Annotated in this window: 13 protein-coding genes; 3 read left to right on the forward strand and 10 right to left on the reverse strand. The window is 62.6% G+C overall.

The genetic code is table 11. The features are described from left to right. Positions 1-118 precede the first annotated feature (118 nt). The 3 genes from J5J83_RS00215 (at position 119) to fliE (ending at position 3,214) form a co-directional block, all read left to right on the forward strand. Positions 119-1,285 (forward strand): ATP-binding protein, encoded by a 1,167-nt coding sequence (locus tag J5J83_RS00215; protein ID WP_212343835.1) that lies wholly within the window; start codon positions 119-121, stop codon positions 1,283-1,285. A 5-nt stretch (positions 1,286-1,290) separates the two neighbouring features. Next, positions 1,291-2,754: a sigma-54 dependent transcriptional regulator gene (locus tag J5J83_RS00220; protein WP_212343837.1), complete on the forward strand. Its 1,464-nt coding sequence runs from the start codon at positions 1,291-1,293 to the stop codon at positions 2,752-2,754. 139 nt (positions 2,755-2,893) lie between these two features. Further along, complete coding sequence (gene fliE / locus J5J83_RS00225) at positions 2,894-3,214, forward strand: flagellar hook-basal body complex protein FliE (protein WP_212343839.1); 321 nt, start codon at positions 2,894-2,896, stop codon at positions 3,212-3,214. 69 nt (positions 3,215-3,283) lie between these two features. On the opposite strand, the gene J5J83_RS00230 is transcribed toward fliE, so the two are convergent. The 10 genes from J5J83_RS00230 to J5J83_RS00275 form a co-directional block, all read right to left on the reverse strand. Then, the gene (locus tag J5J83_RS00230; protein ID WP_212343841.1) at positions 3,284-4,057 is read right to left on the reverse strand and encodes a flagellar brake protein; all 774 of its coding nucleotides are present in this window, start codon (positions 4,055-4,057) and stop codon (positions 3,284-3,286) included. 116 nt (positions 4,058-4,173) lie between these two features. Continuing rightward, positions 4,174-4,950: a flagellar brake protein gene (locus tag J5J83_RS00235; RefSeq protein ID WP_212343843.1), complete on the reverse strand. Its 777-nt coding sequence runs from the start codon at positions 4,948-4,950 to the stop codon at positions 4,174-4,176. A 101-nt stretch (positions 4,951-5,051) separates the two neighbouring features. Beyond that, complete coding sequence (locus tag J5J83_RS00240) at positions 5,052-5,381, reverse strand: EscU/YscU/HrcU family type III secretion system export apparatus switch protein (RefSeq protein WP_212352669.1); 330 nt, start codon at positions 5,379-5,381, stop codon at positions 5,052-5,054. After that, positions 5,374-6,519 (reverse strand): flagellar hook-length control protein FliK, encoded by a 1,146-nt coding sequence (locus J5J83_RS00245; RefSeq protein WP_212343845.1) that lies wholly within the window; start codon positions 6,517-6,519, stop codon positions 5,374-5,376. Before J5J83_RS00245 ends, J5J83_RS00240 begins: the two co-directional genes overlap by 8 nt. A gap of 36 nt (positions 6,520-6,555) precedes the next feature. Then, positions 6,556-6,879 carry a flagellar protein FliT gene (locus J5J83_RS00250; protein ID WP_212343848.1) on the reverse strand — a complete coding sequence of 108 codons (324 nt, stop codon included), beginning with the start codon at positions 6,877-6,879 and terminating at the stop codon, positions 6,556-6,558. 11 nt (positions 6,880-6,890) lie between these two features. Next, positions 6,891-7,295, reverse strand: a complete 405-nt coding sequence (gene fliS / locus J5J83_RS00255; protein ID WP_108948923.1) for a flagellar export chaperone FliS — start codon at positions 7,293-7,295, stop codon at positions 6,891-6,893. A gap of 14 nt (positions 7,296-7,309) precedes the next feature. Continuing rightward, positions 7,310-8,731 (reverse strand): flagellar filament capping protein FliD, encoded by a 1,422-nt coding sequence (gene fliD / locus J5J83_RS00260; RefSeq protein ID WP_212343857.1) that lies wholly within the window; start codon positions 8,729-8,731, stop codon positions 7,310-7,312. A gap of 28 nt (positions 8,732-8,759) precedes the next feature. Next, positions 8,760-9,188 (reverse strand): flagellar protein FlaG, encoded by a 429-nt coding sequence (locus J5J83_RS00265; protein WP_249115562.1) that lies wholly within the window; start codon positions 9,186-9,188, stop codon positions 8,760-8,762. A 77-nt stretch (positions 9,189-9,265) separates the two neighbouring features. Further along, positions 9,266-10,906: a flagellin gene (locus J5J83_RS00270; protein ID WP_212343859.1), complete on the reverse strand. Its 1,641-nt coding sequence runs from the start codon at positions 10,904-10,906 to the stop codon at positions 9,266-9,268. A 188-nt stretch (positions 10,907-11,094) separates the two neighbouring features. Continuing rightward, positions 11,095-12,735 (reverse strand): flagellin, encoded by a 1,641-nt coding sequence (locus tag J5J83_RS00275; RefSeq protein WP_212343861.1) that lies wholly within the window; start codon positions 12,733-12,735, stop codon positions 11,095-11,097. Positions 12,736-12,746: the final 11 nt, after the last annotated feature.

A 12,746-nucleotide genomic window follows, 5' to 3' on the forward strand; every position in this document is an offset into this window, starting at 1 on the left:
TCCGCCGGGGGCGGCAAGCATCGTCGCTCGATAAGCGGCATTTTTTGCCGCCTGTTTGCCGCTTACGTTACGCTAGTCAGCACTTAGAGTGCCAGTCGTGAACATGGAGCATGCGCAGATGATGCCGACGACTACCGGAAGTGCCGCCACGCCATCGGACAATGCGCCGCCGCTGGATGCCGCCCAGTTGGCGGAGGCTTTTGCGTTGTTCAACCGCGCATCGGAGGAGCTGTCCACCGCCTACAACGCGTTGCAGGGTCAGGTGGTGCAATTGACCGAGCGTCTGACCGTACTGATGGGCGCCTTGCCCGCCGGCGTGGTGGTGGTCAATCGGGCCGGTGAGGTGGTGCAGGTCAATCGTGCGGCGGAGCTCCAGTTCGGCACCGACCTTGCCGGAAAATCATGGCAGTCGGTGGCCGGTGCGCTGCAGGCGACCGAAACGCCAGGGGAACTGGTGATCGAACGGCCGGAAGGCGCGCGGCGCCTGGCGGTGTCGGAGACGGCGCTGGAGTCGGGCGAGGAGCGCATCCTGCTGCTGCACGATGTGACCGAGACCCATCGCATGCGGCTGGCGGCAGAGCGCAACGAGCGACTGGCGGCCATGGGCGAGATGGTGGCCGGGCTGGCGCATCAGTTGCGCACCCCGCTGGCGGCTGCGCTGTTGTACACCGGTAACCTGCGCCAGCCCGAACTGGGGCCGGCCGAGCGCGCCAAGGTGGCCGAGCGCGCTATCGAGCGCATGCGCTACCTGGAAAGGCTGATCCGTGACATGCTGCTGTTCGCGCGCGGCGACAGTCTTGGCCGGCAGGATTTCGGCGTGTGCGATCTGGCCGCGGAGCTGGCCCATACCTTGGAACCATTGGCGCGTGCGCGCCAGATCGAGTTCTCCAGCCGGTGCGAATGCGGCGATCTTGCCGTGCACGGCGATCGTAAGGCGCTGGGCGGCGCCTTGACCAATCTGCTCGAGAACGCCATCCAGGCCACCGAGCCCGGCGGAACAGTGGCCTGCGAGGTCGTGCGCGGTGCCGGCGAGCAAGGCGAGGAGGTGCGCTTCGTGGTCAGTGACACCGGTCGCGGTATCGCCCCCGAACTGCAGTCGCGGCTGTTCGACCCCTTCTTCACGACCCGTGCCGAGGGCACCGGGCTCGGTCTTGCGATTGCGCGCGGCGTGGCACGCGGGCATGGTGGCGACATTGCATTGACGTCCACGCCAGGCGTGGGCACGACATTCACCCTGACCTTGCCCCTGGGCGCCGGTGGCGGCGCCAGTGTGGGCGGAGCCTGAGCATCATGATCGAACATCTGAACATTCTCGTGGTCGAGGACGACGACGCGCTGCGCGATGCGGTGTGTTTTACGCTGGAGATGGCCGGGCATGGCGTGACCGGCGTCGATGGTGGGCCGTCGGCACTGGCCGAGATCGAGCGTCAGTCATTCAATCTGGTGGTGTCGGACCTGCGCATGCAGCCCATGGACGGACTGCAGTTGCTGGGCGAGATCCGCAGCCGCCTGCCGCAATTGCCGGTGCTGCTGATGACGGCCTACGGCGACGTGGACAAGGCCGTGGCAGCGATGCGCGGCGGCGCCTGCGATTTCCTGATGAAGCCATTCGAGCCCGAGGTCCTGCTCGAGAACGTGCGTCGCTATGCCGCGGTGCAGCCCGATGCCGAAGACACCGTGGCCGAGGACCCGCATACGCGCAATCTGCTGGCACTGGCGGCACGCGTGGCGGAGACCGACGCCACCGTGCTGCTGACCGGCGAGTCCGGCACCGGCAAGGAGGTGTTCGCGCGCTACATCCACCACCATTCGCCGCGCGCGAAGGCGGCATTCGTCGCCATCAACTGCGCGGCGATTCCGGAGAACCTGCTCGAGGCGACCTTGTTCGGCTACGAAAAAGGGGCATTCACCGGTGCGCAGAATGCGCAGCCGGGCAAGTTCGAGCAGGCCCAGGGGGGGACCATCCTGCTCGACGAAATCTCCGAGATGCCCCTCGGACTGCAGGCCAAGATGCTGCGCGTGCTGCAGGAGCGCGAGGTCGAGCGGGTCGGGGGCAAGAAGCCCATCCCGCTCGACATCCGCGTGCTGGCGACGAGCAACCGCGACATGCTCAAGGAGATCGGCGGCGGGCGCTTCCGCGAAGACTTGTACTACCGCCTGAACGTGTTTCCGCTGGCCATCCCAGCGTTGCGCGAACGTCCTGGCGACATTGTGGCGCTGGCGCGGCATTTCCTGAGCCGTCATGCCCAGCGCGCCGGGCGGCAGGCACGCTTCTCGCCTGAGGCTGAAGTGCTGTTGCAGCGCTACGGCTGGCCGGGCAATGTGCGCGAACTCGAGAACACCTCGCACCGTGCGCTGATCCTGACTGCGGGCGACACGGTGAGCGCGGAGACCATCCGCCTGTGCCTCCCGCACTGGACGGGCGAGGGTGTTGCCACGGCGCCGAATGTCGCCCCCGTCATGACCGCGCCGCCCATGCAGCCTGCGCCGGCGGCACACGTCGTCGGTCAGCAGCCAGGCGAACCGGCAATGACCGGCAATCCAGCGGCAAGTTTTGCCGGTTTTACCGCATCGCCGGCAGCGGATAACACGCTGCGGCCGGCAAACATGAAGGACCTGGAGCGGGAGCACATTCTTGGCACCCTGCGCGAGATGGGTGGGTCGCGCAAGAAAACGGTCGAGAAGCTGGGCATTTCGGAACGCACCTTGCGCTACAAGCTGCAGCAATACAGGGACGAAGGCTACGACGTGTGAGCGGGACCGGTCGCACTTTGGCATTGGGACAGCCTGAGCCGGTCGGCGGAGCTTGATCGGTCAGGCAGGAACGGGTGGTGGCATGGGCTTTGCTCTGCTATTCTCAGAACCAAGGTAACCCGAAGCCGGGGGAGTAATCATGGATACCCGCGGAATTGATCAAATGCTGTCCGAGCTGCGCTCGGTGTCTCAGACTGCCCAGAACAAACCTGTTCAGGGCGGTGAGCCTGCGGGCGGCGTCAACTTCTCCGATGTGCTCAACAACGCTCTGAAAGATGTCAGCGCCGCGCAGCAGGAGGCGCGCTCGATGGCGCAGGATTTCAGCGCGGGCGACCCCAATGTCAACTTGCAGGACGTGATGGTGAACCTGCAGAAGGCCAACCTGTCTTTCCAGCAGATGGTGCAGGTGCGCAACCGTCTGGTGACCGCGTATCAGGACATCATGAACATGCCGGTGTAGCGGTGCTTGGCACCGGGATCATCAAGAAAAAACGCCACCTTCGGATGGCGTTTTTTTTGTGCGCCCGCGTCAAAGCCCGCCGCGTTCGCGCGCGCTGCGTTCGCGTTCGGTCTTGAGAATGTAGCGCTGGATCTTCACGTCCGCCGCCTGTGGGAGGTCCGCGAAGCGGCATCCGACGCGTTGGGTGCGAATCCCGGTGCGTAGTGTCTGCAGGGTGACGTTTCTGACTTCCAGTCGCATGCTGACCGGATCAGTGTCGGGCAGCGCCAGTCGGCAGTCAGGGAGGATCTGCCCGACATTGAAGGATGCGTCGCCTTCCGGTACCTGTAGCGCGATGCCCGCCGGGCTGATGTCTATGACGCGGACTTCGATCGGCGTTTCACTGGAGCCAATTGACCGCAGGCTGCAGTTCAATTGGTGCGTTATCGGCACCTGCAGGCGGTAGAACTCGCGCCGCTGCATGCGTGCCATCTGGACCGGTACGCGTGCCGCGAAGGCTGGAGTACCGTCGATTTGCATCAGAGTGATCGAATCCACCGAAAACTGGATGCGGATCTTGTTGAGCTGGGTGACGCAAATCAGGCGCTCGGCCTGTTGCGCCTTGCGGTTGATGGCCTCATTGGGGCCCACATCGAAAAAAACCCATTCCTCGTCATCCGACAGGGTGATCAGCGCGGTCAGGAAGGACACGCCGCCCGGCGAGATGTGAGCGCTGATCAGCGAGTGGCCGTCGATCAGGTCTTGTAGCAACTGCCGGATCTGCCGACGCCCGAAGAGCAGGTACTGTTCGAGATTGTCGGTTTGCGGCTGCTCGATGGCCGGGTGCTCGGTCTTGTCGGACATTCCGTAGAAGGGAGGTGTGTCGGTTTGGATGGAGATTCTTATAGCACGGGCCGTGCCACAATTGGCGCAAGCTGCGTGCAGGCCGTGGCGCAGTGGGCTGTCATCCGCATGCGGGCTCAGTAGTTGCCACGCTCGCGCGCGTTGCGCGTGCGCTCGATCTTGAGGATGTAGCGCTGGATGATGTTGTCGGCATTGCGCGGCAGATCGAGAAACTGGCAACCTGCCCGCATCATCTCGATGCCGTTGCGGTTGACCAGGCGGAACAGGTTCTTCACCACGAGACGGGTGTTGATGGGCTCGGCATCGGGCAAACGCAGCGTACACCCGGAAAACTCCATGTGCGGTTCGAAGTTGAAGTTGGACGGTGGTACGGCGACGGCGATCCCGCCGCTGCTGATGTCGATGATGCGCACTTCGGCCGGCCGCACCGTGGATCCGCCGATATCGGGAATCGCGCACACGACCGACTCGGTGACCGGCGTCTGCAGGCGGTAGAACTCGCGCCGTTGCAACCTGAGGACGGCTGTCGGCAACAGCGCGCGAAAGGCGGGACGTCCTTCGAATTCGGTACGTGCTGGCGTGTCGACGTTGAACTGGATGCGGATGTTCTGCAACTGGGTGATGCAGGTGATCTGCACGGCAGACTCTATACGGCTGTTGATCGATTCTTCGGTACTGCCGTCAAGCAACAGGGCCTGGTCGTCATCGACGAGACCCACCAGCGCCGTCAGAAAGGACTGGTTGCCGGGATGGATCTGTGCGGTGATCAGCGCGCGGCCGGAGACGATGCTGGCGAGCAGGTGGCGAATTTCGCGAGGGCTCTGCAGCAGGTACTTTTCTTCGTCGTCCGAGCGGATGAGCTCGATCCGGGTCTGTTCGTTATCGGTGGACATGCAATCTGGTGCTGAGATGTGGTCGATTCTGAACAGACCTTATAGCATGAGTCCTCTGCACGCGCATTGACCTTGAACAGAGGGCAGACGGGAAGCCCTGTTCAGGCTTGCCGTGCCGCCGGTTTTCTCGTCAGTCCATCGAGCGCGGCGGGTCGGTCGACCTGTTCTGTGCCCTGTTCCACTTTGTATAGCCACGCTAGCAGTTCGGCGACGGCGACATAGAGTTGAGGCGGGATATGGGTGTCGAGATCGACCTGCATCAGCAGCGAAACCAGTTCCGGGGATTCGTGCACATAGACGCCGGCTTCGCGCGCGCGCTCGATGATCTCCTGCGCGATCAGCCCGCGTCCCTTGGCAACGACGCGCGGGGCACCGTCACCCGACGAATAGGTGAGCGCAACGGCTTCTCCCCGCGAGGGCGTGTCATCCATCGCCATTGCGTTGCTCCACGACCATGCCGGTGAGTGGTACGGCGACGGCTTCGAGGGCTTCTGCCAAGCCAGCCTGGCCGGCTTCGAGCGCCTTGATGGCTTCGGGGTCGTCGGCACGCAGGCGCACGGCGACGCCCGCCGGCGTAAGGTGCAACTGCGCTTCCATGCCGCCGAGGCGAGGCAGTGTGAGGCGCAGCGTGGTATTCCACTCAGCCAGTTCGTCGCCTTCGCTGCCGCCACCCTCGTCGCGCGGATCTTCGACGATCCACTCGATCTTCTGTCCCGGCCAGGCGAAGCCATGCCATACATATTGCTGGGTCGCCAGCGCGTCGAGTTGCTGGTGCACGACGTTGAGCGTTCGCTCCGGGATCGGTGCGGTCTTGACCGCGCTCGTCTCGGCATTGAGTATCGAACCAGCGCTTCTTGAACTCTCGCTGCCCGTGGCGGCACCCGGCACCGGGGCCGCCGAGCCTGGCGCTGCGGGGTTCGACGGAGGCGCTGGAGACGACGCTGCACCGGAGGCTGTGCGCTGGGCGAGTTGCGCGATCTGGGCACCGAACTGGGCCTGCGGTTCGCGCTGAAGTGCGGGCAGGTCGGTCAGACCCGACAGCCATTTTGCCTGGTGCGATTCATAGAACAGGCCGCTCTGCGCCACGGCTTGGCGCAACACCGGTACCAGCGCGGCACCGTTTGCCGGCGGCGAGGCAAGCAGGGGCTGGTTGTTGGCCAACGGTACCGGTTTGGAGGCCGGCTGGCCGGTCAGCAGAAAGCTGATCAGCTTGCCCGTCTGGCTCAGTGTGGATGGCGCGGAGCTATTGCCCTGGGCGGTTTCGGGGTTGGCCAGGCGCGCGAATACGGCCTTCGGCGTGGTCTCGGAGACGATCAGTTCGAGCGTGTCCCCCGATTTTGCCGAGGTGTTGAGCGCCAGCGTGACCTGCTTGCCGGCAACGAGCGCCTGGAAGGTGCCATCGGGCAGGGTGCGCTGCAAAGTGGCGAAGAAACGCTGCCCCGGGATGAGTTCGGGCAGTTGCGCCTGGATCTCGCGCGCACGTTGAAGGCCCGCTACTGGCGGTTCGGTATTGAAAAAGCTTGCTTCGTTGAGCAGGCGGAGGCGGGCGGCGAGGTCGGCAGGGATCATGTGAGTCGTCCCCCTTGTGATCGCCGGCGGTGGTCGTTACAGGCCCGAATTGCCGTACGCGTTACGGACTGCGTTGTCCCGTACGGCTCCGGAAAGCAGCTTGCGTGTACTCTCCAGCGCCGGTTCTGCGTGGATCCGGATTTCCTGGTCGAGTTCAAGGATGCGGCTTACCGTTTTGGCAATCTGCTCCATGTTCACGGGCGATTGATCGACGGGTACGGCCGCCCTTTGCGCCGCCCTCCGGATCTCTTCCGCCGTGCGACCCAACTCTGCAAGGCGGTCCCAGTCGTTCTGCTGCGCTGCGAGGGCCATTGCCTCATACGCACTCAGCAGTTGGTTGCTCGCTTCCAGTGTCAACATTGCCCGCTCCGTCAGGGTGTCACCTGGTTGGCGATTCCCTCCCAGGCCTCCCTGATGCTGCCCAATAGTCCGCAAACTTCGTCGAGCGCCGCTTCATTGTTGTGAAGGTTGGCGTAGAGCAGTCGCTCTGCCATGTATTCGTACAGTGCGTCGAGACGGCCAGCGATCTCTCCCCCGGCCTCGAGATCGAGGCTGACTTTCAGTCCGTTGGTGATGATGTCGATTGCCTTCGAAATGGCGGCTCCCTTGGTGGGGATGTCCTTGTTTCGCATGGCGGCTGCAGCTGTGCGCAACGACAGCAGGGCGCCGTCATACAGCATGAGAATCAGCTTGTGCGGCGTCGCGGACTCGACGCTGGTCTCTGTGCTGACCCTGGCGTAGGCCGATGCTCGATTGGCATAGGAGGTTCCGAACATGAGAGTCGCCGTCCTTAATTATTCGACGATTTGGTCGAGAATTGCTGCGTCAGATAGGTGCTGGTGTCGTTCAGGCTGGAGAGTAACGAGTCTAGCTTGGTGAATTGGGCGCGATATCTCGCTTCCGTTGCGGTAAGCCGAGTTTCCAGCGTGTCGTACTGTTTCGTGATCGACTTGATCGTGGAATTGATGCCTTCGGTCCGGCTCGCGAGCACGCCGTCGCTATCGAGAAAGTTGTCGAGGCGTGAACTGAACGTTGCCGCAAAGCCATCGACACCGTCTTTTCCGGCAAAGAGAGATGCGACGCCCGATTCAGGATCGTTCATCGCCTTTGAGAGTTTGCTGTTGTCGAAGCTGAGTGTTCCGTCCTTGGCGAAGCTGATGCCGACCTGAGATAGCGTACTCACCGAGCCGAAGCCGGAAAACGCGGCGCCCAATCCTGCTCGCAACTGGGTCTGGATGCTGCGCGCGGTCGAGTCGCCCGTCAGTGTCGATGCCGTCTTGGTGTCGGTGTTGTATGCGGTCAGATTCTTCAGTGTGTCGGCAACATCGTTGTATGCCTTGACGAATGCTTCCACGGCAGTTTTTGCCGCACTCTGATCCGAAGAAATGGTGACCGTGCCTTTGAGGCTGCTTACCGTGCCGCTCGGTTCGTTGGTGAGCGTCAGCGTGACGCCGTCGATCACGTCCGCGATGTCGTTCTTGCCACGAGTGAGTTCGATGCCGTCGACCTTGATCCGTGCATCCTGTGCGGTTTGCACGGAGTACATGGTGTCACTCGGAGCGGGTGTCGCCGCAGGATCGTAGCTGAGGTCGGCGAGGCCGCCTTCGCCGGTGATCTTGAATGCCATGTTGGCACCGGTCTTGGTGCCGCTCAGCACCAGCTGATCCTCGGTGCCATTGTTCACGATGCTGGCTTTGATGCCCAGCGTGGAATTGCCGTTGATCGCATCGCGCAGTTCTTCAAGCGTACTGCCTTCGAACTCGAGCGAAGCGGTTCGGGCGGGAACGTCGTCTACGAAGACGTTCGACCCACCGGAATCGGTGACTGTGCCGTAATCGATGGTGATCTTGCCGGCGGACGGAACGAAGGTGCTATCCGTCGGGGTGGACACGCGCTGGATCTTTGCCATCTGCATGACTTCGACGCTGTAGCTGCCGGACGCGGCACCTGCACTCGGACTGGCTGAAAAACCTTCTCCGGACACCGCCGCCTTGGCGGCCGTGAAGGTGTCGGTCTTGCCCAGCGCCTTCGTGGCGGTTTGCAGCGAGGAGAGCGCGCTCTTGATCTGGCCGTATCCGGAAAGTTTCGCCTGATAACTCGCCTCTTTGTTCGCGAGAATGCTCAGTGGGCGGCTTTCGATCGTCATCAGCTGGCTGACCAGCGATTCGATGTCCAGTCCTGAGCCTACGCCCGTTGCGGTGATGCCGGCCATTTCGTTCTCCTGCTGAACGTGTGACTGCTCAGGCCTTCTGTTGCAGCAACAATCCCTGCAAGTTGTCCAGTGCCTTCGCGATGGTAATGATCTCTTCCGAGGGGATTTGCCGAATGACTTCGTCGGTACTGGCGTCCACCACTTTCACGATGGTCTTGCCGGTGTCCTCGTCTATCGAAAAAAGCAAATCCTGTGCCACGGGAGTGATTGCATTTCTCACTTCCTCCATGGCCCGCTGGACATCCTCAAGAGACGAGGACATCCGGGGTTTGGACTGATCAGCCGAAGTGGAGGCTTCCACACTCGATGCGACGGGCGCGGTGCCCTCCGCACCCGGTTGCACTTGGATCTCCTGACCCGGCCCCTGCCCGGCGACAGGCGTATCCGCCGTGCCTGGTGGACGAGCGCTGGTCGGCATTGCCGGCGGCAGCGAGCTGTTTACAACGGAGATACTCATGATTGTCTCCCTCAAGAGAATGCGGCGCGATGCTCTTGCGAACGTCGCGCCGCGCACATTACGTTAGGCTACTCCGCTTAGCCGAGCAGCGAAAGCACGTTCTGCGGCAAGGCGTTGGCCTGTGCGAGCATTGCCGTACCGGCTTGCTGCAGGATCTGCGCACGGGTCAGATTCGAGGTCTCGGCTGCGAAGTCCGTGTCGCGAATCCGCGAACGCGATGCCGACAGGTTCTCGGAGGTCGCCTGCAGGTTGCTGATCGTGCTCTCGAAGCGGGACTGCAAGGCGCCGTAACGTGCGCGTTGCGAGTTGACCGCTGCCAGTGCGGAGTCGACCATCGCCAAGGTGCGGTTCGACGACTCCACCGTGCTCACGTCAAGCTTGTCGATGGCTTGCAGTTGGCCGCCGTAGGTGCCGGATGCGGTAGTGATATCGGTTGCGTTCCCGGTGGTCAGCGTGAAGGACTTGTCCGAGTCGAGAATCACCTGGCCCGAGACCCACGCGCCGTTGGCGGCAGCCCATGCGCCGGTGTTGCCCGCCGCGGTGAGTGTTGACGACAGCGTACTTGCGGTGGTCTGGTCTCCGTCGAGGACTGTGACGTCTTCGATCGTCAGGTCTGCGCCCGAAGCCGAGTCGTTCATGATCCGCACGTCCTTGCCTGCTTCGCTGGTCAGCTGGATACCGAACTGACCGTTGTCGGTTTCAACGATCTTGGCCGTGAAGCCGGTCTTGCCGGAGACGTCGTTGAAAGCCTGCACGGCGGCATTGAGCTGGCTGGCCTGTCCCGCTGCCGAGCCGGACGCGGTGCCACCCACCGAGAACGATACCGTGGTGAAGGAGGTCGGATCTGCGCCGGTGGTCGTGTCCGTGGCGATCAGGAAGGAGTAGCTGGTACTTTGCTGGAAGCCGGCTGCACCGCTGCCAGCGTCGTCCGCACCCAGGATGAAGGAGGTCGTTGCCGTTGCCTTCACGCCGGTTTCGGCCTGGTTGATCTTGGCGGCGATCTGCTCCGCACTGGAGCCGGCAGCATAGGTGATGTCCTTGCTGCCCAGGCTGCTGGAGATGGTGATCGTGTCACCCGCAATGACCGAGGTGTTGCCGTCAGCGCCGGCGGTTGTCAGTTTGCCGTCCGCGTTGGCGGTGCCGACCACGAGGTCGCCGACACCATTGGGCGAGTTGGTCGACGCTGCGAGGCCGCCGATGCGGTAGTTGCCGTATGCGTTGGTCTGGAAGTTGCCCGATGTCGCGGTGATGGTCTGGTTGGCATTGGAACCGACCTGGAACTGCGCCGAGGTGAAGGAGCCGTCAAGCAGCTTCTGGCCGTTGAACTCGGTGTTTGTCGAGATGCGCTGCAGCTCTTGCGTCAGCTGCTGCACTTCAGAGTTGATTGCTGCACGGTCACCGGACGAGTTGGTAGCGTTGGCCGACTGCACTGCGAGTTCGCGGATACGCTGGAGGATGTCGCCGGACGATTGCAGTGCCGATTCAGCAGTCTGCGACAGCGAAATACCGTCGTTGGCGTTGCGGCGAGCTTGATCGAGACCGCGGATCTGGGCGGTGAAGCGCTCCGAAATCGCGAGGCCGGCGGCGTCGTCCTTGGCGCTGTTGATGCGAAGACCGGACGACAGGCGGGTGAGCGACTGCTGCAGAGAGCTCGCCGTTGTGTTCAGGTTACGTTGCGCATTGAGCGAGGCAACGTTGGTGTTGATGACTTGGGCCATGATAGATCTCCTGGTTCAGCTAGTTGTTCACACGCCAGGGTGTCCGCTTGTCGGGGCTGGCACCGAGCAATTCGTTTGCTCTTGCCTCAATTAACGTCACGCGTCCAGAAAACTTTAGGCGTTTTGAAAAACATTCGGGGCTGCACATGGCAGCCCCGATTTCATTAACGGCAAGACTCGGAAAGGCTTTATTGGAGCAGCTGGAGCACCTGCTGCGGTAGCTGGTTGGCCTGGGCGAGCATCGCCGTGCCTGCCTGCTGCAGGATCTGCGCGCGGGTCAGATTGGCCGTTTCAGCGGCAAAGTCTGCGTCCTTGATGCGTGAGCGCGAGGCCGACAGGTTTTCCGAGGTGCTTTGCAGGTTTGTGATCGTGCTCTCGAACCGTGATTGCAGCGCGCCATAGCGGGCGCGTTGGGAGCTGACCGCAGCGAGTGCCGAGTCGACCATGGCCAAGGTGCGGTTGGACGATTCCACAGTGCTGACGTCGAGTTTGTCGACACTTTGCAGCTGCCCGCCGAAGGTGCCGGCTGCAGTCGTGATGTCGGTTCCGTTGGTTGTGCTCAGCGCGAACGATTTGTCGGAGTCGAGGATCACCTGGCCCGTGATCCAGGCGCCGCTGGCGGGTGTCCATGTGCCTGTGTTGCCGGCGGCCGTCAGCGTCGTGGCCATCGTGCTCGTGGTGGTGGTGTCGCCGTCGAGTACCGAGACGTCCTCGATCGCGAGATTGGCGCCAGCGGCCGAATCGTTCATGATTCGCAGATCCTTGCCCACTTCGCTGGTGAGCTGGATGCCGAATACGCCGTTATCGGTTTCGACGATCTTTGCGGTGAAGCCGGTCTTGCCCGAGACGTCGTTGAATGCCTGCACAGCGGCGTTGAGCTGGCTCGCCTGGCCTGCCGCGGTACCCGATGACGTACCGCCGACCGAGAACGCAACGGTGGTGAAGGAGCTTGGATCTGCGCCTGTGGTCGCGTCGTTGGCAAGCAGGAAGGTGTAGCTGGCCGTCTGCTGGAAACCCGCCGCGCCGCCGCCCGCATCGTCAGCACCAAGAATGAACGACGTCGTTGCGGATGCTTTCACGCCGGTTTCGGCCTGATTGATCTTGGCGGCGATCTGCTCGGCGCTGGAGCCCGCAGCATAGGTAATGTTCTTGCTGCCCAGGGCGCTCGAGATGGTGATGGTGTCGCCGGCAACGACGGAGGTGTTGCCGTTCGCGCCGGCCGTCGTCAGCTTGCCATCGGCGTTGCTGGTGCCGACAACGAGGTCGCCGACGCCGTTGGGCGAGTTGGTCGATGCCGCCAGACCGCCGATACGATAATTGCCGTAGGCGTCGGTCTGGAAGTTGCCCGATGTGGCGGTGATGGTCTGGTTTGCGTTGGCGCCGACCTGGAACTGTGCGGAAGTGAAGGAGCCGTCGAGCAGCTTCTGGCCGTTGAATTCCGTATTGGTGGAGATGCGCTGCAGCTCTTGGGTCAGCTGCTGAACCTCGGAATTGATTGCGGCACGGTCGCCAGCCGAGTTCGTCGCGTTGGCCGACTGCACGGCAAGTTCGCGGATACGCTGCAGAATGTCACCTGTTGACTGAAGGGCGGATTCTGCCGTCTGCGACAGGGAGATGCCGTCATTCGCATTGCGGCGGGCCTGGTCGAGACCACGGATCTGCGAAGTGAAGCGTTCGGAGATCGCGAGGCCGGCTGCATCGTCTTTTGCGCTATTGATGCGCAGCCCGGAGGACAGCCGTTGCAGCGACGTCGATAGCGAGTTCTGCGAAACATTGAGGTTGCGTTGCGCGTTGAGCGATGCAACGTTGGTGTTGATTACCTGTGCCATTTTTGCATCTC

Source organism: Azoarcus sp. L1K30 (assembly GCF_018122735.1).
Classification (GTDB): domain Bacteria; phylum Pseudomonadota; class Gammaproteobacteria; order Burkholderiales; family Rhodocyclaceae; genus Parazoarcus.

Bases quoted from the DNA above. Each gene is read 5' to 3' on its own strand.
- J5J83_RS00250 (WP_212343848.1), bottom strand. From the start codon at position 6,879: ATGTTGACACTGGAAGCGAGCAACCAACTGCTGAGTGCGTATGAGGCA.
- J5J83_RS00270 (WP_212343859.1), bottom strand. From the start codon at position 10,906: ATGGCCCAAGTCATCAACACCAACGTTGCCTCGCTCAATGCGCAACGT.
- J5J83_RS00245 (WP_212343845.1), bottom strand. From the start codon at position 6,519: ATGATCCCTGCCGACCTCGCCGCCCGCCTCCGCCTGCTCAACGAAGCA.
- J5J83_RS00220 (WP_212343837.1), top strand. From the start codon at position 1,291: ATGATCGAACATCTGAACATTCTCGTGGTCGAGGACGACGACGCGCTG.
- J5J83_RS00215 (WP_212343835.1), top strand. From the start codon at position 119: ATGATGCCGACGACTACCGGAAGTGCCGCCACGCCATCGGACAATGCG.
- J5J83_RS00265 (WP_249115562.1), bottom strand. From the start codon at position 9,188: ATGAGTATCTCCGTTGTAAACAGCTCGCTGCCGCCGGCAATGCCGACC.
- J5J83_RS00230 (WP_212343841.1), bottom strand. From the start codon at position 4,057: ATGTCCGACAAGACCGAGCACCCGGCCATCGAGCAGCCGCAAACCGAC.
- J5J83_RS00235 (WP_212343843.1), bottom strand. From the start codon at position 4,950: ATGTCCACCGATAACGAACAGACCCGGATCGAGCTCATCCGCTCGGAC.
- J5J83_RS00275 (WP_212343861.1), bottom strand. From the start codon at position 12,735: ATGGCACAGGTAATCAACACCAACGTTGCATCGCTCAACGCGCAACGC.
- fliD (WP_212343857.1), bottom strand. From the start codon at position 8,731: ATGGCCGGCATCACCGCAACGGGCGTAGGCTCAGGACTGGACATCGAA.
- J5J83_RS00240 (WP_212352669.1), bottom strand. From the start codon at position 5,381: ATGGATGACACGCCCTCGCGGGGAGAAGCCGTTGCGCTCACCTATTCG.
- fliS (WP_108948923.1), bottom strand. From the start codon at position 7,295: ATGTTCGGAACCTCCTATGCCAATCGAGCATCGGCCTACGCCAGGGTC.
- fliE (WP_212343839.1), top strand. From the start codon at position 2,894: ATGGATACCCGCGGAATTGATCAAATGCTGTCCGAGCTGCGCTCGGTG.